This window comes from Dorea sp. MB18-49 (assembly GCF_023669465.1).
Lineage (GTDB): Bacteria > Bacillota > Clostridia > Lachnospirales > Lachnospiraceae > Dorea_A > Dorea_A longicatena.
The window spans coordinates 1-19,112 of the sequence record NZ_JAMOYX010000005.1; the positions used below are offsets into that span (position 1 = coordinate 1).

A 19,112-nucleotide genomic window follows, 5' to 3' on the forward strand; every position below is an offset into this window, starting at 1 on the left:
GCATCAAAATTGGCCGTTAGCAGTCAAAAAATCATTGTCTGAGCTTGCGAGTTATGTTTTTTTGACTGCTGCTTTTAGGACAATTTTTATGCTTTAGAAATACTCCATGATTGAATCAGCACGCAGCGGGACTCTCTTCCTTTTCTTCCGGCCGGGTATCAACCGCTTAATGCATTAAATAGAAATTAATTAAATCCAATCAATCTCCGCGCAACAATATAAACCAATGACGATATCTTACGTCCTGATTTTCCCGGAATGTTCATTGTCTGTCCGAGAATACCGTAACGGATTCTGATAAAGCTTCGCATATCTTTTTTCTTCAGATACTGCCATAATTCCTTTTTCTTTTCCAGATTTTCTTTATCCTTGGAACGGATGCAAAGAATAGAAGAAACTGTCATCATGATTGCAAGATAATTAAGCATGTACTGTCTTAATTTCTTACTTCCAATATCTTTAAGCTGATACATATCAATCATCGTCTTTGTGACAAAAATCTGCTGATCCAGCCTTTTGATCATTACTTTCTCATTAACCGACTGATCTTCTCTTCCAATAAAATATCTATAGAAGTCTACATCCATATAGTAAATTTTGCGTACATGCGGGAGTGGGTAATATACATAAATATTGTCCACATAGAATGTATGCTTTGGCAGATGAAGTTGGATCAGTTTTAACATGTCTGTACGGTAAATAACCGAGTGCATCAGAATATACTGATCCAGACGGAAATGTCCCATATCATCCCAACGGAAAATCTCATCCTGTGGCAATACGTTACGATAATGAATCACCTTCTTATGTGTTGCACCAACTTTTTCATACACATAGTTAGCGATCAACATATCCAGTTCCATTCCATCTTCTTCCATATGGCGTAAAACATCTAATATTTTATGAAGTGCATCTTCGTCCACCCAGTCATCACTGTCTACAACCTTAAAATATTTACCGGTTGCATGCATCAGCCCTGAGTTTACAGCATCTCCATGTCCACCATTTTCCTTGTCTACTACTTTAATAATAGTAGGGGATTTTTCCATATATTCATGAGCAATCTCTGATGTTCTGTCCTTTGATCCGTCATTTACGATAATTATTTCAATATCTTCTCCACCCGGAAGAATACTTTCTATCGCATGGGCCATATAATCCTGTGAATTATAACACGGAATGGCAAAAGAAATATATTTCATTCTTCATTTTCTCCTCTTTCTACAATTTGACTTCTATTAGTATAATCTATTTTTCGCTATTTTCCAACAAAATCTTTGTAAAATCCTGTGTTCACAATTTGTTCATTTATCCTTCAAAATTCTTTCATTACTTTAACATTCTTTCTTCATAGGTCTTTCTTATACTATAATTATCAAAGAAATACAGAGAACTTGGTAGCTACTTCCGAACACATGGCGATTTAGAATTTCTCTCATATCCTTTGATATACAAAAGACGTTATCTAGTATGTAAATACTATTTGGAATAAACTTTTTCATAATACATGCCGGGAACTGCGAAAGTAGTTACCCGGCATCCTCCCTTTTATGAAAGATTTTTCCAGATTTCTTTCACTTTTTCCCGTTTCCATATTCCTACAACAATCAATGCGCCAAATAAAACAGCTCTCTCCCATAAAATTATGTTCTTCTTTTTTCCTTCCTTTTTATCTTCCTTGACCATTTTTTCATCCTGTATTACCTTTTCATTTCCATAAAAAATATATTTTCTGACCGGTTCCACAATTTTCTGCCACAAACTCTTTTCCTCGTATATTTCAAATCCTATCTGTGAAACTTTTTCATTTCCCGCAAAATCTTTTGCTTTTACCTCTATTTCATAATTTTTTGCCTCATTTAGCTGAATTTCATATTCCTTCTTCTGTTTTTTCCTGTTTTGTTTCTTTCCATTAATTTTAATGTATTCAATCTGATCTTCCAGATTCTCTGTTCTGACATAAAATGTTTTTTCTTTTTCATATTTTTCTCCATCTTCTATCTCCTCAAACTCGATCACCGGCGGTGTATGATCGATGGTAAATCTTGCTTTTGCTTCTCCTTTATTTCCTGCTGAATCAAAAGCTTCAATTGTCAGTACATGTACCCCTTCTTTTTCAATCTTTTCTCCTGGCCGGTAAAATGCATCGTCCACTTTCATTACATATGTATAATTCGTAAAATCCTTAATCGATTCCTCGATAGAATAATTCCAGCTAAACTTCTTTAAATACTTTCCATCCAACTCATCTACATGTGCAATAACGGGATTTTCTTTATCTATAATCAGCTGTCTCTCGGCATGACTGACATTCCCTGCCATATCTGTTACATTCATTCGGAGTTTATACAGCCCGTCCTCTGCAAGTGTCTGCACACTTTCTTTTTTTGTATCACCAGACTCATTCCTGCTTTTTGTTTTCCATTCTGTGATTTCTGTTTCTTCCTTTTTCCCATCGATATCTTCTTTTAAAATATTTGCCCGCACCGTCTGAATTACATTCTCTTCTTCTGCCAGATAGCTGACTTGTACAGGTTTACTGGTAATCGTATAATCCTCCACTCCTTGTATCAATGCTTTCGGTGCATCTCTGTCAACAAAAACCCGATCCGTTACCACCGTCTGATTTCCCGCATAGTCTGTAGCAATAATTGTTACCGGGGTACTTTCCCCATTCTGTGAACTTTCTGTAATGACAAATTTTTCTGCTCCTTTACTGATTTTCCCAACTATTTTTTCTCCTGTTTTACAGACAATTTCCGCGATCTGGCTTCCATTGCTCCCGTCAGAAGCTTCTACCACTACCTCTGCTACCTCTTTGTGCCAAATATCTGCTCCTCCGGACACTTCCAGACCGATCACCGGTCTTACACTGTCTATCCAGAATGCCTTTCTGCTTTCTGAATTTTCAATCTGATGATGTTCTTCATCTTCCATCCATACTTCCAGTTCATTCCTTCCATCTGCAAAATTCAATTGTTTCAACCAGCAGGATTCATTTAATTTTTCCAGCGTACCTTCCTGCCTTTCCCCATTTCCATTCTCAAAAAGGTATCTGGTCACGCCATTCTTACTCAGATGTGTGATCTTTCCGGTCGGAGCACTGATATAATAGCCATTCTGACCATCCGGATCCTCATATTCCGCATGATACATTTTTATCTCTTCTTCCTCCGGATCTTTTCCATTCTCTTTTTCATCGTCTTTCTCTAAGTCTTTCCCGTCATCTTTCTCGTCATCTTTCTCCGAGTCTTTCCCATCCTCTTTCTCGTCATCCTTCTCCGGATCTTTTCCATCCTCTTTCTCGTCATCCTTCTCCGAGTCTTTCCCGTCATCTTTTTCATCACCCTTCTCCGGAGCTTTCCCGTCATCTTTCTTATCGTCTTTCTCTCTATCTTCCTCCGAATCTTTTCTGTCCTCTTTTTCTCCCTCTTCTACCAGATCCTTTTCATTATCTTTGGCGTTGTCTTTGTCCTTGTCAAATTCTTTCTTACTGTCTTTTCCTTTATTTTTTACTTTTATAATCTGCTTTCGACTTCCCGCTTCTACCTGCATCACATTTCCTTCCGGTAACAGATCAGCAATCTGTCCTCCGGTCACCATACCAAACGCTGCTATCATTATTACTTTTTTTATCTTCCTACCCATATATTTCCTCCTTCTGCCTTAATTCCATATTCTTTTTGTAATTTCTTAAATTCTGCATTTTCCAAAAGTTCAGTATCTTCTGTTACATATTCTTTAATCTTGAGTGCACACGTATCTCTATTGACAGCCGGATCTGCACATATCAGTCTTATGTGTGTTAATTTCAACTCTTCTGATTCTCCAAGCTCTTTTATCCCCTGAATGCATGTATCGCTTGCCATATCCCGTCTTCCTGCAGTTTCATACAACTGTACCATCTTTTTATACAGCTCTTCTCTCTTACCCGGTTCCGTCTCATCCTCCAATATCTCTGCATATATGTTTGCTGCCTCCTCTTTCTTTTCTTCTTTTTCCAATGCAGACGCCTGATACTGCAATAGTTCTCTCTTCGCAGAATCATTCAGATAATCTGTCTTTAATCCTTCTTCTACCAGATTCAACACTTTTTCTGAACTTTCTTTATCATCCAGTAATCCATATCCTCTTATCAGGCACTGTATTGCCTGTTTTTTCTTCTCTTCCGACTGCATACTTCTTTCTTTCCATTCATTCTCCAGGTAAGCAAGACTTGCGGCAAATTTTTCTGCCTCTTCCGGCACTTTTTGTTTTTCATACGCTTTGATAAGCCTTTTCAGATTAACTGCCAGCGTCTGATTCTCCATTTGATTCAGACATTTCAGACTTTTTTTCATATCTCCCACATTCAGGAAATATGCCAGTGCCAATTCCAGATACTCTTCATCTCTTTCATATATTTTCTTTTTTATCCGGTCATCCGATTTTTCACTTTTTTTCTCTTCTGATTTGGAAGATTCCGTTCTTTTCATCTCTCTCTGGTTTGCTTTTTCAGCATTTTCCCATGCATTTATGAACAAATATCCCCCGAAAACAATAGACAAAACTACTGTTATACACACTTTTTTTCTTCTTTTCCCCTTATTATTCAAAATTTTATCTCTGTCTTTTTCTTCATACCTTGGGATTTGTTTTTGGATTTCTGATACATTTAGATAATGGGTTGATCTTATCCCCATTGCTTTTGAAATAATTCTCTGAAGACGATATTCTTCTCGTCTGTTAAAACGTGGTTCTGCCTCCACAGATGCCAGAATATATTGAAATGTTTTTCCCAGCCCATACATATCCAGTTCCTTACTGGCATGTTGATAATACTTTTCGTCCGGCGGAAGAAAATATTCACGGATATCTCTTCTTTGCATAAATATCATCTTGCTTCTGTTTGCTTCCGACTGCATATCCAGAAAATAAATTCTTCCATCTTCAGACCTGACAATACTATATGGATTTACATATTGATAACAAGGATTTCCCCTGCACCTGTGAAATGACGCCAGTTGTCCTGCTATCTCTTTTAATAATAAAAATATCTCCCGTTTTTTTATTACCGGATGATATTTTAAGTATCTGTCCAGGGTTTTCCCCTGCACATTTTCGGAACTGATATAGCATAATTGTCCATGCTCAATCAGCCGCAACACATCATAACTTTCTTTTTGTTGCAACATATATCACCCCTGTTCTTCTTTCATTTTTTCTTACATGGTAAATTTGGTGAGGCCTCACGAAGTCCTACAGACTATATAGATTAATTAAAAGAATCTATCTTGAAAATATAGATTAAAGATATCTTACCTGATTCATTTCAAAATTTCAACCCTTTTTTATTGTTTTTATATATTTTCTGGCACAGCACTTTAAAGGACCTGCCACAGACAACTTCTCTTACATATTTTTGTATCTACAGAACTTGCTGCCGGCAACTTCTCTTACATGCTGCTTTGGTATACAAAAAGTGCCATATTGCAAGACATGTATCTTGTTATACGCTCGCAATACGGCACTATCTTTCCAACCTTCAAATCTTATCTATTTTTTATCTGTGGCTTAATTCTTTTGGTGTATACAGATGTCTTGGGATTCCATCTACCATAACCGGTGATACATCCCCCTGAATCAATGGACGCACATAAGAAATAAACTCATTTGTTACATAAGTACCTTCTTCGTTTACCCAGTTTCTTGGTACAAGCTTCTCATCATTGGCAATCTTGTGTACATCCTTTACTTCTGTTCCGCACTGATATGGATCATCCGACAGACGTTTTAAGACTACCATCTTTCCGGTATCTCCTTCGTCTGCTGCCTTTACCGCTGCTCCTCCAACCTGATATGCTTCCAGTATATCAACTCTTGAGGCCGCGTGAGATGCGGCTCTTTGTAATGTACTTAATTCAATCGCACGTGTCTTACATCCAATCTCCCCTGCAATATAACTTGCAAGGTAAGATGCTGTTCCGGATAACTGCTTATGTCCAAATGCATCTACAAAGTCAATACTGTTGCCAAGTTCACATACATAAGTTCCATCTTCTGTACGGATTCCTTCTGATACTGCAACAACAATAGATGTTTTCTCCTGTAATAATTGTTTGATCTTTTCTCCAAATAACTGAAGATCAAATGGAAGTTCCGGCAGATAGATAAGATCCGGTCCTTCGCAGTCTTCTCCCTTTGACAATGCAGCCGCTCCGGTCAGCCATCCGGCATTTCTTCCCATTATTTCGACGATAGATACCACGCCTTTTTCATATTCCAGGCAGAAGCTGTCACGGATAATCTCTTTCATAGATGTTCCGATATATTTTGCCGCACTTCCATATCCTGGTGTATGATCGGTAAGTGCAAGGTCATTATCAATCGTCTTCGGACATCCAATGAAGCGGATTGCATGACCGAATATAATGGCATAATCCGATAATTTCTTGATTGTATCCATAGAATCATTTCCACCGATATAGATAAATACTTCGATATCCAGTTTGTCCAAGATCTCAAATATCTTATCATACACTTCTCTGTTCTCATGGATCTCCGGAAGCTTATAACGGCAGGATCCCAAAAATGCGGCCGGTGTTCTTTTTAATAATTCCGCATCCAGTTCGGTCTTGATATGATCTGACAGATCAATATATTTTTCTTTTAATAATCCCTGGATTCCGTGAAGCATTCCATATACTTTATTGGCTCCACGGTCTTTCGCTGTCCGGTATACACCGGCAAGACTGGCATTGATCGCTGCAGTTGGTCCCCCAGATTGTCCTACAATTACATTTCCTTTCATTCGCTTATTTCCTTCCTGTTTTTTATTCCGTTTTACCGTTAATTCAATATTAGTGCGTTTTAACATAAAAGTCCAGTAATTCTTATTTTTTTTATGCATTTTTACTATTTTTATGTATCTTTGCATTGTATGATACAAAAAAAACTCTTATTCCCCACCTTTTTGTAGTCTATACAATATATGGGAAATAAGAGTTTTTATTCATACATTTTATTCAGCTTTTACCGGGTTTGATACACTTACCTTGTGATCATACCATTTGCCCTTTGTTCCGATCAACGCCAGATCAAATTCTTCATCTAACGCCGGAACCGGAACATCAAATCCATAGACTTCTTCTGTCGTTCCATCGCTGTATGTAACTTTGTCCGTGGTTGGTTTTAAAAATTTTGCACCTTTTTTCTGAGCCTCTTTTGCTGTACCAGGGAAGAGATTCACGATATTTTTTGATACGAGACTGATATGTATCGTCATCTTTCCATCTTCTACAGTCAGTGTACCTTTTCCTTCATTTGCTTCATTTACATGAAACATCGTACTGTCCGTCTTAAATTCTGCAGTATAGGTCCCATCCTCGATCGGCGCCTTTGCTGCTTCGGACTTTGAATCTTTTGATTTTTCTTCTTTTGCATCAGACTTCTGCTGTTCTGTCTTGGCTGATTTGTTGTCTGATTTGCTGCTGTCATCCTTACTTGCACATCCTGTGAATATTGCAGCTGTCATTACTGCAGACAGTACAACTGCCATCAATCTCTTTCTCAACATTGTTATCTCCCTTAATTATCTTTCTTACTGTGCATCCATAGCTGCTTTTGTATGAGCAACATATAACTGCTGGATTGCATCGATCTCTCCAAGACCTGCAATCTGTGTCTTTACACTGTCAAAGTTCTTAGATGCCTCAAACTGACTCTTCCATGAATCATCATCATCTCCGGCCATATCATTATTAGCATGATCTCCGGCAACAACCATAAGTGGACGAAGGATTACATTCTTATATCCGGCATCTTTTACTTTTGCGATAACGGATTCGCAGGAAGTATCTTCCGGCTCACCTTCTACTGTTCCGATGAATACATTCTTATATCCAAGCTGTTCCATCTGTGCCTGCATCTGAGAATAGCTGATCTTTGCTGTATGAGATGTTCCATGTCCCATGAATACAAATGCTGTGCCATCCTCTGCTGCTGCATCAAGGCTGTCATATTCTGCTGTCTTTACTGCTTCTGCAGTGATTGCCTTAGCTACTGCAGCCTTGTCTTCATTGATTGCTGTTGCGTCCGCTCCAACTTCTCCGAGAAGTGGTTCTGCGATTTTAACAGATTCGAATTTATCTTTGTAACTATTTACTGTTTCTGTTAACTCATCATACTCTGCACCGTGCATCAGATGTGTAGGCTGTACAACCAGTTTCTTTACACCATTCTTTACTGCACGCTCTAAAGCCTGATCCATGTTATCAATCTTCTCACCATCTCTTGCCTGTACATGATTAATGATGATCTGTGCTGTAAATGCTCTTCTTACGGACCAGTCCGGATTAGCTGCCTGAAGTGCTTTTTCAACTCCGCTGATATCGGCTGCACGGCTTGCATTAAAAGATGTTCCGAAACTTACTACCAAGAGTTCCTTCTCCCCGATGTTATCTTCATTTAACGGATCATCCTGGGAAGCATCCCCTGTATCTCTTCCGAAATAATCCGGATCAGCATTTTCACCTTCCACAAGTTCTTTCTGTGCATCTGTCAATTTGTCCCACGCTTCTTTCGCTTCTTTACACTGCTCATCTGTCTTGTCGTTTCTTTCCTGCACATAAATGGCATCAATCTTCTTTGCTACTTCATCTGCGGCTTTCTGATCGTCCTCTTTTGATGAATTCTCTGCAGTCTTCTTGCTGCTGTCTGAACTGCTACCTGCTTTGGAACCACATCCGCCAAGTGCTGCTACACACATAGCTGCTGATAATAATACAACTACCAGTTTCTTTTTCATTTCTTTTACCTCCTGATTTTCCGATTGTCAATGCACGAGATACAAAAAAACTCGGCCTCCGTCAGCTCCTTCCGAATATATAGCCAAAAAAAGCCTCCGTCAGAAAACGAAGACAACGAAAATACAACTGTATTATACCACATACAGTTCTGTGATCCATTTCGTACTGCCAATTCCTCGTGGCCTGAACTTTTTCGTTCCTGTACTGCGAAAGGCAGGTCTCCCGGCTTATTGCTCTGACACATCTGCTCCCTTCCCGGTTCTCCCAGTGGATCTGTAGCTTCTGCTTGCAAAACACGGTGACGAGTTCGTACAGGATTCTCACCTGTTTCCCTTTTCACCAGTCAGATCCTTCTTTCCACAAATTATTCTGAATCCTTCTGACTGACACCTCACACAATCTTGATTAAATTTACTATGTAACCTTAACACAGTTGCCCAAATTATGTCAATACTGTCCCGGTCATCTGAATTGAAACATCCGCTTCGGAACAGCAAAAAACCCTCGTCCGACTTAATGTCAAACAAGGGTCTCTCGTACGTGCGCGAGAAGATTCGAACTCCCGACCTTCTGGTCCGTAGCCAGACGCTCTATCCAGCTGAGCTACGCGCACATATTATATTTGCTTGCCTCAGTTATTTATGTACCTCAGCAACGAAATTAATTATAGCGCAACGTTTTCTATCTGTCAACAACTTTTTTAAATTTTTTTAAATTATTTTTTTAAACTCTGGTGGCCTGCAAGTCTTCCTTTTCTCTGGCCGTTTCTTTCTTCTTTTTATAATGGTATAATTATTACATATTTACAATACATTAGAAAATGAGGATTTCTTTATGACAAAAAAAGTTGCTGTAATCAATGATCTGTCCGGACTTGGACGCTGTTCCCTGACTGCTGCCATCTCCGTATTATCTGCGATGGGAATCCAGGCCTGTCCACTCCCTACCGCCATTTTAAGTTCACAAACAGAATACCCCAGCTACTACTGTTATGATTTTACCGATAAGATGGATTATTTCCGCCAGGAATGGAAGAAACTAGGCACTTCTTTTTCCGGAATCTATACCGGTTATGTTGCCAGTGTCTGCCAGATTGAACAGATCATGCACTTTCTGGATACTTTCCAGACAGCAGACACCTTTCTTCTGGTCGATCCTGTAATGGGAGACGATGGCGTTACCTATGATATGTATACTTCCGGGCTTCTGACTGCTATGAAAGAACTTGCCGCACGTGCAGATGTTATCACTCCTAACCTTACCGAATTCTGTCTGCTGACGGATATAGATTATAACAGCCTGCAGGATCCGTCTCTGTCTATACAGCAGCTCATTTCACGACTTAAGGATGCAGGGCAGACTTTGACAAAGGATCATGAAAAAAAGGTCCTCATCACTGGTATTCATTTTACTGCAGATGACGGAGTTCATAAGATTGGAAATCTCCTGCTAGATGGCTCTTCACATTTTCTTTCGGCATATCCCTGTTGCAACGGAAGTTATTCCGGTACGGGTGATCTCTTTGCTTCCTGCATCACAGGCGGACTTGCCAGAGATATTTCCCTTACGGAAATGATGCAGACCGCAGGTTCTTTTCTTGAAAAATCATTAATTGATTCTGTAGAAGAACATGTTCCGGTAAACGAAGGCGTTAATTTTGAAAAATATTTGTATCTCTTGCATACATAGAACCTACCACTGGCAGCTTCTATTGCATACATTGGTATTAAAAATCACCATATATCTTTTGAAAATTTCTCTACTGAAACTCTTTCTTTTGATATATGGTGATCTTCTTTCTATATTATTGGTATCTCAGATTGATATTTCGTTACATAATTTCTGACAACGTAATCTGTGCTCCCACAGCTTCTGCCTGTAATTTATAAACTTCCGGATAATATCTTGTCGAAAATACATATTCCCCATCATTTACAAATACTTCAACAGAGGATGTATCGGCCAGAATCTTCAGATTCTCCACTTCTTCCACTTCTACATATCTCATGCTTCTTCCGGAAGATACCGAAGTTTTATCCTGATCTGTAAAATGCATCCGGAATTTTCCGTCAGCATAATCCAGGATCAGCTTCTCTGAAAGGATAACTTTAAAGCGGTTCTTTGTAATATCCGAAATCGTCATTTCATATACCGGATATCCCTCTCCTGCCAGCATACCTTTCACATCACTTACCAGATGTTTCTTCTCTTCTAGTTCTCTTATCGGACGTTGACAGATCTTGCCGTCTTTTTCAAAGATTTCTCTTGGAAATGTAAAGCAATGCTGCCATCCTGTCTGAATGGTCGGATTGCTGTATTCTTCGCAGTCCGGCATTCCCATCCAGCTGATGTGGATCCTTCTTCCGTCTTCCGTCTCAAAACTCTGCGGGGCATAATAATCAAACCCATAATCCCACAAATGATACTCTGACAACTTGTATTCTCCAAGAATATCTCCTTCTATCTCAAAGTATCCGGACTGATATACATTACGATCCTCCCAGATACCACCTTCCAGTCCCTGAACAGACGTGGAAAGAAGTTTCTTATCTCCGATTTTGAAATAATCCGGGCATTCCCACATATACCCGAATGGCTTTTCGGATTCCACCCGGTTTCTGAACTTCCAGTTTACTTTATCTTCAGATTCAAATACAAGTACCTGACCTACATCTTTGTTCGTTCTTGCACCCTGTACCATATAATAAGTACCATTTTCTTTCCATACCTTTGGATCTCTTACATGACAGGTCAGATCGTCCGGATAATCTGAATTTCTCATCAGTTCTTTTTTCTTTCCGAACGTCTTGCCGTCTTCCGTTATAACCAGAACGGTATTGCCCTCACGTCCGGTGCGGATGTAATCATATTCCCCGTCTTCTAATTTGACATTTCCTGTATAGTACAGATACATTTTTCCATCTTCAATAAATGCGGATCCGGAATATACTCCGTGACAGTCAAATGGCTGATCTGGATAAAGTGCGGTACCCTGATATTCCCACTTAATCATATCCTTGCTGGTATAGTGACCCCACATCTTCACACCGCCTTCTGCATTAAACGGCGAATACTGGAAAAACGCGTGATAGATACCCTGGAACTGGCAGAGTCCATTTGGATCATTCAGCCAGCCGACCGGCGGCATCAGGTGTAGTTTTTCACGAAATTTTCTATCTGATACGGATAACTCTTCTCTGGTTTTCTGGCTTTGTTCTGCTGTCTCTACTAATTTTACAAGATCTCTTGTTAATGCGTTCATAAATCAATCGTCTCCATCTATCTATAAGCATTATTTCTATACACATTATTTTGTAAGTGTCATAACTTTACTTGTTGTCTTAACTTCAGCAGGTTCTGCCTTTGTTACATTTCCGAATTCATCTGTATTTGTCAGAATCATCATTGTTGTCGTCTGATATCCTGCATTCTTAATTTCCTCAAGGTCCGCTTCTACCAGAATATCTCCTGCATGTACTTTGTCGCCATCAGAAACTTTCTTTGTAAATCCTTTTCCATCCATTTTTACAGTATCAATACCGATATGGATCAGAAGTTCGCCACCCGATTCTGTTGTGATACATACGGCATGACCTGTCTCGAAGATATTCGATACTTCTCCGTCGCATGGCGCTACGATTTTTCCGTCTGCAGGCTCTACTGCAACGGTAGCTCCGAGCATCTCTGATGCGAATGTCTCATCTGCTACTTCTGCTAACGGAATCTGTGTTCCATTTACCGGGCTTGTTAATGTCTCTTCTGCTGTCTCTGCAGTTGTGTCTGCTGTTGCTACTGCGTCTGTTGTTTCCATATTTTCTACTGCTGCTGTCTCTGCTGCATCTGCGGTTGCTGCCTTTGGTTCTGCATCCTTATAGATCAGGAATGAGATCACGAATGCAACACCGACTGCGATCACCATCTCGATCAGGTACTGAAGCGGCTGGTTCAGGCAGAGCAGGATACCGAAGATACCTGTTACACCAGTTCCTTTCGCTCCAAGATGTACCAGTGATGCATATAATGCCCCACATCCTCCACCGATACATCCGGCGATGAATGGTTTGAAGAATCTTAAGTTTACACCGAAGATTGCAGGCTCTGTAATTCCCATAAATGCACTGAGTGATGATGGAAGTGCCAGAGATTTGATCTTCTTATCTTTAGACTTAATACCTACTGCAAGTGCTGCAGCTCCCTGTGCTACGTTGGCTGCACTTGCAAGTGGAAGCCAGTATGTAACACCGTATTTTGCAAGCTGTCCGATATCAATAGCTGTATACATCTGATGAATACCGGTTACTACGGTTGGTGCATATAAACCTCCCATGATCAGACTTCCGATTCCGAGAGGAAGCGTTAGCATCCACTGGATTGCTCCGAGAATTGCATTTTCAGCCCATACGAAGATCGGTCCTACAATTGATAATGTAAGGTAACCTGTTACAAATACGCTGACCAGAGGTGTTACGAACAAGTCAAGAACTTCCGGAACGATCTTATGTAACTTCTTCTCGATCACTGCCAGAATCCATACGGCGATGATAACCGGAATGACGTGTCCCTGATATCCGACCATGTCAATCTTGAACAGTCCGAAGAATACGCTCTGTGTCTGCTGTACACCCTCTGTTGCTACAGTATAAGCATTCTGCAGTGACGGATGGATCATGATCATACCGATAACTGCACCAAGATACTGGTTCGCACCGAATGCTTTTGCAGCTGAGAATGCGATCAGGATCTGCAGGAATGTGTAAGCAATGTTACTGAACAGATTCGCAAATACATAAATCGAACTGTGTGTATTAATATGGAGGAATCCGTTGCTATTCATAAAATCAAGTGAGTTCATGATTCCCATTAAGAAACCGCTGGCTACGATGGCCGGAATGATCGGTACGAAGATATCACCAAGCAGCTTGATCGCACGCATGAACCAGTTCTGCTTCTCTGCAGCTGCCTCTTTTGCCTCTGCTTTCGAGCTTGCCGTGATACCTGCGATGTCGATGAACTCGGCAAATACTTTATTTACTGTACCTGTTCCGAGGATAATCTGAAGCTGTCCCGATGCCTCGAAGACCCCTTTTACCCCGTCAATATTTTCAAGTGCTTCTTTACTTACTTTCTTATTATCTGCAATGACAAGACGAAGTCTCGTTGCACAATGTGCTGCAGATGCAATGTTCTTACTTCCGCCGACATGATCCAGGATGTCCTGTGCGGTCTTTCTGTAATCCATATTAACTCTCCTTCCTCATTCTATGTGTAATCGTTTTCACATCTTGTAATTTTATAATAAGAAAAAAATGCCATTTGTAAAGATGGCATTTTTACTGATATTTGCTATTCGATTTTGTGCGGTTTGCACGAATTCTGTTGTTTTTGACTGATTCGGAATCTATTTACACATTTTACACACTGATTTTCTGCTCCGGCATCTCTTAGTCTTCTATATTTTCTTCCGGATCATCAATGTTAGCGAGCCGGAATCCAAGTTTGATCTCTACCGGAATGCTTTCATCCCTTTCTATTACATCCAACAGGAGTTCTGCGCCCCGGATTCCACTGGTCTTATAGCCAAAATGCACTGTTGGTATTCCACCTGTTACCGCCTTTAAAAGCTGATTATCGCCAAATCCGGTAACCTGAATCGATGTATTTTCTAATATATAACGGAATCTGGATCCTGTGTCTTCTACATTCTTCGGAATCTGACTTCCGGCATAAGTATGAATCGCTTCGATTGCCCCGGCTGCGATTGTATCAGTGGCGCATGATATGATATCGATGTCATGTTTTTCATTCAATAATTCCAGAACCTTTTCATATCCGGATTCTGTCGTGAACTCCGCCACCTTATAATATCCGTCTTTTAATTCTTTTCCCGACCTTTTCAGACCTTCCCGGAATCCATCTTCTCTGGCCGCTCCAGCTGCTTTATCTTCTCTTGATACTCCGATATATGCAATCTCTTTCCGGCTCTTTGCCGCAACCGCACATCCCATGGCCTCCCCTGCGCCGTAATCATCATGATAAATACAGTTCGCATATTTCGTATGCTGACCAATCACAACCACCGGTACTTTCGATTCTTTCAGAAATCTCCGGTGTTCCGCCGTGATCATCGTTCCCACAAGAATAATCCCGTCTACCGGATAATTCTCGAACAGACGCATATACTCTATTTCCTTCGCCGGTGTATTATCCGTTCCGGCAAGCAGCATCTGGTAATTCCGCTCCGAAAGAACCTTTTCGATTCCTGCCGTGATCCGGCTGATGGATTCTGAATTAATCTTTGGTACAACCACCCCGATCAGACACGCTTTCTTGGTTCTAAGCATACGCGCCTGCGCCGATGGCTGATAGCCGGTCTCATCAATTACTTTCTTAATCTGTTCTTTCTTCTCGTCACTGACGTATCCGCCGTTCAGGTATCTCGACACCGCTGCGCTGGATACTCCTGCCAGTTTGGCAATTTCTTTGATCGTCATATACTGTTACTCCCTCTGTTCTTCTTCACTGCAGAATATTATAGCACATTCCTTCTACAGATTTTCTCCATTCTTACTGATTAGTATTTATCTGTATTATAACTGAAAAAGCCCGCCTAAGCGAGCTTTTTGCCAGATTGCGTATTAACCTTCAAACTGACTATGGTATAACTTATGGTAAAATCCACCTTTTTTCAGCAATTCTTCATGATTGCCCTGCTCGATGATCTTACCGTCTTTCATAACTAAGATTAACGAAGCATTCCGTATCGTCGAAAGTCTGTGTGCCACGATAAAGCTTGTTCTTCCTTTCATCAGCTTATCGAATGCTTCCTGTACCTGCAGTTCGGTACGGGTATCGATACTTGATGTCGCCTCATCCAGGATCAACATCGGCGGCAGACAGAGCATGACTCTTGTGATACACAGAAGCTGCTTCTGACCCTGGCTGATACTGTCTTCGTGAAGCACCGTGTCCAGACCTTTTGGAAGTCTCCGGATGAATTCCCAGCTTCTTGCTTCCTTCGCTGCACGAATGATCTCTTCATCGGTTGCATCCGGTTTTCCAAAGCAGATGTTGTCTCTTACGGTTCCGCTCTTGATCCAGGTATCCTGCAACACCATACCAAAGCTGCTTCTAAGGGCATGTCTGGATACCTCCCGGATGTCCTTTCCATCCACCAGGATCTTTCCTTCATCTACATCATAGAAGCGCATCAGCAGGTTGATAAATGTCGTCTTACCGCATCCTGTCGGACCAACGATTGCAATACGCATACCCGGTTTTACATCCAGATTGAAGTTCTCGATCAGTTCTTTTTCTTTATCATAACTAAATTCCACATCGTCGATTGTAACATTGCCATCAACTGCAGCAAATGCGCCTTCCGCATCCAATGTCTCTTCTTTCTGCTCTAACAGATCAAAGATACGGTCCGCACATGCCAGCGCATTCTGCATCTCTGTGACTACCGAACTGATATCGTTGAACGGCTTCATATACTGGTTCGCATACGCTAACAATACAGAAAGTCCTCCGACCGTCAGCGTGCCGCCCGGTATCAGAAATGCCCCAAGTAAAGCCACTCCGGCGTAAATGATATTGTTGACAAATCGTGTAGATGGGTTCGTTAAACTGCTGTAAAATACCGCTTTCTGGCTATATGTCTGCAGTTCTTTATTGATCTCATCAAATCTTCTGGATGATTCTTTCTCGTAACCGAATACTTTGACTACCTTCTGTCCGCCGATCATTTCTTCGATCAGTGCAGTCTGGCGTCCTCGGGTCTCGCTCTGCTTCCGGAACATCGTATAAGATCTGGAAGAAACGAATTTCGCTACTACGAAACTAAATGGTGTCAGTACAATCACCAGCAGTGTTACCCACACATTCTTAGAGAACATGAAAATCAGTGTCACAACGATCGTCACGATTCCTGAAAATAACTGTGTAAATCCCAACAACAGACCATCGGATAAGATATCTGTATCTGCAATGACACGGCTTACAATATCTCCGGTGCTGTGCTGATCCAGATAAGACAACGGCAGTACCTGGATATGACGGATTGCCTGTGAACGGATATCCTGCACGATCCGGTAAGTCATCCGGTTGTTCAACAGATTCATGAACCACGTAGCAAATGCTGATATCACGATAAAAATCAGAATCTGCTTCAGATAATACCACATCATATCAAAGTTCACCTGATGTGCCGATACAACTTCATCAATTGCATCACCGAATAAAACCGGCACATATAACTGCAATACTACAGAGATTGCAGCAAAGATTACACTGAATGCAAGGAAAATCTTATACTTTCCTATGAGCTTTAATAATTTCTTCATTACTCTGCCGCTCCTTTCTCTGCTTTCTCTGTCATTTTATCCGCTTTGTCCAAATCTTTTCCGGTTTCCTTTGAAGATTTAACTGCAGCCGGACGTTCTTCCGGGAACTGTGAATAATAGATCTCCTGATAGGTCTCGCAAGTCTCCATCAGTTCTTCATGGGTTCCCTGTCCTGCCAGCTCACCGTCCTCCATAACCAGGATCTTGTCTGCCTGACGGATACCGGAAATTCTCTGAGATACCAGGAAGGTTGTCACATTGCCTTCCAGTTCACCGATTGCTTTACGAAGCGCTGCGTCTGTCGCAAAATCCAGCGCACTTAAGCTGTCATCCAGAATCAATATCTCAGGCTTGCTGACCAGTGCACGTGCGATCGTCAGACGCTGCTTCTGTCCGCCGGACAGGTTACGTCCGTTCTGTTCTACTTCAAAATCAAGCTTTCCAGGCTTAGCTTCTACAACATCTTTTGCCTGAGCGATTGTGATTGCTTTCCACAGATCTTCATCTGAAGCCTGATCATTGCCCCACTTCAGATTGTCGCGGATACTTCCTTTGAACAGGATGGAACGTTGCTGTACCACTCCGATCTCACTGCAAAGTTCTCCCTGCGGATAGCCCTTTGCATTGATACCATTTACTTTTACCGTTCCTTCCTGTGGATCATAGAATCTCGGGATCAGGCTGACCAGTGTACTCTTACCACTTCCGGTTCCTCCGATGATTCCGATCGTCTGTCCTTTCTTCGCACGGAAGGTGATGTCCGATAAGCTGGATGCTCCGGCACCTTCGTATGTGAAGGTGACGTGGTTGAATTCAACTGCCAGATTACTGTCGGCCTGATCATTCTCGCCATCTGTCTCATATTTTCTTTGATCAGCATTTATCTGTTCATTCTTCATCTGCTCAGCCGCCACTTTGTATTCCATGCTGGACTTCACATCCAGAATACCGGCCACACGGTCTGCGCAAGCCATTGATTTGTTCAACGTAATGATCAGGGATGCCAGCTTGATCAGTTCTACGATAATCTGTGCCATATAGTTATACAGCGCTACTACCTGTCCCTGCTGCAGATTCCCGATATTGACCTGCACTCCGGCACGCGCGATCAGTAACACAGTTGCTCCGTTAATCAATACATACGTGAGCGGATTCAAAAGGGCAGAAATTCTTCCTACGAACTCATTCAATCTTGTAAGTTCTCTGTTTCCTTCTTCGAATTCTTCCACCGACTGTTCTTCCCTGCAGAATGCACGGATGACACGGACACCTGTCAGATTCTCTCTCGTAAGTCCTGTCACACGGTCCAGACCTGCCTGTACTTTCTTGAACAGCGGAATACTGATCAGCATAATCGAAAATACAACGACAAACAGGATCGGTACTGTCACTACAAAGATCAGTGCACAGCGCACATTGATGGTAAATGCCATCACCATCGCACCGATTACGACAAACGGACTTCTAAGTAACAGACGCAGTCCCATGTTAATTCCGTTCTGCACCTGGTTCACATCGTCCGTCAGTCTCGTGATCAGTGTGTCTGTTCCGAGCGTATCCAGTTCTGTAAATGACAATCCCTGGATATGGTCGAACATTGCCTGTCTGACGCTGGTCGCAAATCCAACACTTGCCTTTGCGGCAAAGAACTGTGCGGTAAAACTGCACAACAGTCCGACTGCTGCCATGAGCAGTAACACGAAAAACATTTCCACAATATATCCATAATCATTCTTCGCAACGCCCACATCAATAATCTGAGCTACCACAACCGGAACCATAAGGTCGAACACGACTTCTAATAATTTGAATAGCGGTGCCAAAATACTCTCTCTGCGGTAAGGTCTCAGAAACTTCTCAAGACGCTTCATTTCTTTCACTCCATTCCTTTTTCCGATAACTAATAAGTCATCGTTATCTACTTATTATAATATCCCTTGACTGTTTTATTATAGTCCGTTATCATTGATATGAATAATATTGT

The 19,112-nt window shown here is 41.2% G+C and carries 12 protein-coding genes, 1 tRNA gene and 1 riboswitch; of the genes, 1 reads left to right on the forward strand and 12 read right to left on the reverse strand.

Features of this window, described 5'->3' with window-relative positions; genetic code table 11:
- Positions 1–185: 185 nt before the first annotated feature.
- From NCY30_RS03070 to NCY30_RS03100, 7 genes are all read right to left on the reverse strand, one after another.
- Positions 186–1,202, reverse strand: a complete 1,017-nt coding sequence (locus tag NCY30_RS03070; RefSeq protein ID WP_250818448.1) for a glycosyltransferase family 2 protein — start codon at positions 1,200–1,202, stop codon at positions 186–188.
- Positions 1,203–1,548: 346 nt separating this feature from the next.
- Positions 1,549–3,648 carry an Ig-like domain repeat protein gene (locus NCY30_RS03075; RefSeq protein WP_055181655.1) on the reverse strand — a complete coding sequence of 700 codons (2,100 nt, stop codon included), beginning with the start codon at positions 3,646–3,648 and terminating at the stop codon, positions 1,549–1,551.
- Positions 3,633–5,174 (reverse strand): hypothetical protein, encoded by a 1,542-nt coding sequence (locus tag NCY30_RS03080; RefSeq protein WP_055194863.1) that lies wholly within the window; start codon positions 5,172–5,174, stop codon positions 3,633–3,635. The genes NCY30_RS03075 and NCY30_RS03080 overlap by 16 nt, the downstream gene beginning before the upstream one ends.
- 368 nt (positions 5,175–5,542) lie before the next feature.
- Positions 5,543–6,790 (reverse strand): 6-phosphofructokinase, encoded by a 1,248-nt coding sequence (locus tag NCY30_RS03085; protein WP_044920153.1) that lies wholly within the window; start codon positions 6,788–6,790, stop codon positions 5,543–5,545.
- Between the two features lie 210 nt (positions 6,791–7,000).
- On the reverse strand, positions 7,001–7,555 hold the full coding sequence (locus tag NCY30_RS03090) for a hypothetical protein (RefSeq protein WP_250818449.1): 555 nt from the start codon (positions 7,553–7,555) through the stop codon (positions 7,001–7,003).
- Between the two features lie 24 nt (positions 7,556–7,579).
- On the reverse strand, positions 7,580–8,785 hold the full coding sequence (locus NCY30_RS03095; protein ID WP_055303465.1) for a sirohydrochlorin cobaltochelatase: 1,206 nt from the start codon (positions 8,783–8,785) through the stop codon (positions 7,580–7,582).
- A 196-nt stretch (positions 8,786–8,981) separates the two neighbouring features.
- Positions 8,982–9,195: riboswitch (cobalamin riboswitch) on the reverse strand.
- A gap of 130 nt (positions 9,196–9,325) precedes the next feature.
- A tRNA-Arg gene (locus tag NCY30_RS03100) sits at positions 9,326–9,399 on the reverse strand.
- A gap of 221 nt (positions 9,400–9,620) precedes the next feature.
- On the opposite strand from NCY30_RS03100, the gene NCY30_RS03105 reads away from it, so the two are divergent.
- On the forward strand, positions 9,621–10,475 hold the full coding sequence (locus NCY30_RS03105; protein WP_237998305.1) for a pyridoxamine kinase: 855 nt from the start codon (positions 9,621–9,623) through the stop codon (positions 10,473–10,475).
- Between the two features lie 142 nt (positions 10,476–10,617).
- Here NCY30_RS03105 and NCY30_RS03110 read toward each other — a convergent pair whose 3' ends face one another.
- The 5 genes from NCY30_RS03110 to NCY30_RS03130 all read right to left on the reverse strand — a co-directional run bounded on the left by NCY30_RS03110 (position 10,618) and on the right by NCY30_RS03130 (position 18,999).
- Positions 10,618–12,048, reverse strand: a complete 1,431-nt coding sequence (locus NCY30_RS03110; protein WP_022415227.1) for a glycoside hydrolase family 32 protein — start codon at positions 12,046–12,048, stop codon at positions 10,618–10,620.
- A gap of 45 nt (positions 12,049–12,093) precedes the next feature.
- Complete coding sequence (locus tag NCY30_RS03115; RefSeq protein ID WP_250818450.1) at positions 12,094–14,025, reverse strand: PTS beta-glucoside transporter subunit IIBCA; 1,932 nt, start codon at positions 14,023–14,025, stop codon at positions 12,094–12,096.
- A 202-nt stretch (positions 14,026–14,227) separates the two neighbouring features.
- Positions 14,228–15,277: a LacI family DNA-binding transcriptional regulator gene (locus NCY30_RS03120; protein WP_055214990.1), complete on the reverse strand. Its 1,050-nt coding sequence runs from the start codon at positions 15,275–15,277 to the stop codon at positions 14,228–14,230.
- A 144-nt stretch (positions 15,278–15,421) separates the two neighbouring features.
- Entirely contained in the window at positions 15,422–17,128 is a 1,707-nt protein-coding gene (locus NCY30_RS03125; protein WP_250818451.1) for an ABC transporter ATP-binding protein, read from the reverse strand.
- Positions 17,128–18,999, reverse strand: coding sequence for an ABC transporter ATP-binding protein (locus NCY30_RS03130; RefSeq protein WP_250818452.1), 1,872 nt, complete (start codon positions 18,997–18,999; stop codon positions 17,128–17,130). The genes NCY30_RS03125 and NCY30_RS03130 overlap by 1 nt, the downstream gene beginning before the upstream one ends.
- Between the last annotated feature and the right edge of the window lie 113 nt (positions 19,000–19,112).

What these genes read in the sequence shown, in the direction of transcription:
- NCY30_RS03130 (WP_250818452.1), bottom strand. Translation starts at nt 18,999, where the DNA reads ATGAAGCGTCTTGAGAAGTTTCTGAGACCTTACCGCAGAGAGAGTATT.
- NCY30_RS03115 (WP_250818450.1), bottom strand. Translation starts at nt 14,025, where the DNA reads ATGGATTACAGAAAGACCGCACAGGACATCCTGGATCATGTCGGCGGA.
- NCY30_RS03090 (WP_250818449.1), bottom strand. Translation starts at nt 7,555, where the DNA reads ATGTTGAGAAAGAGATTGATGGCAGTTGTACTGTCTGCAGTAATGACA.
- NCY30_RS03075 (WP_055181655.1), bottom strand. Translation starts at nt 3,648, where the DNA reads ATGGGTAGGAAGATAAAAAAAGTAATAATGATAGCAGCGTTTGGTATG.
- NCY30_RS03105 (WP_237998305.1), top strand. Translation starts at nt 9,621, where the DNA reads ATGACAAAAAAAGTTGCTGTAATCAATGATCTGTCCGGACTTGGACGC.
- NCY30_RS03125 (WP_250818451.1), bottom strand. Translation starts at nt 17,128, where the DNA reads ATGAAGAAATTATTAAAGCTCATAGGAAAGTATAAGATTTTCCTTGCA.
- NCY30_RS03095 (WP_055303465.1), bottom strand. Translation starts at nt 8,785, where the DNA reads ATGAAAAAGAAACTGGTAGTTGTATTATTATCAGCAGCTATGTGTGTA.
- NCY30_RS03110 (WP_022415227.1), bottom strand. Translation starts at nt 12,048, where the DNA reads ATGAACGCATTAACAAGAGATCTTGTAAAATTAGTAGAGACAGCAGAA.
- NCY30_RS03120 (WP_055214990.1), bottom strand. Translation starts at nt 15,277, where the DNA reads ATGACGATCAAAGAAATTGCCAAACTGGCAGGAGTATCCAGCGCAGCG.
- NCY30_RS03085 (WP_044920153.1), bottom strand. Translation starts at nt 6,790, where the DNA reads ATGAAAGGAAATGTAATTGTAGGACAATCTGGGGGACCAACTGCAGCG.
- NCY30_RS03080 (WP_055194863.1), bottom strand. Translation starts at nt 5,174, where the DNA reads ATGTTGCAACAAAAAGAAAGTTATGATGTGTTGCGGCTGATTGAGCAT.
- NCY30_RS03070 (WP_250818448.1), bottom strand. Translation starts at nt 1,202, where the DNA reads ATGAAATATATTTCTTTTGCCATTCCGTGTTATAATTCACAGGATTAT.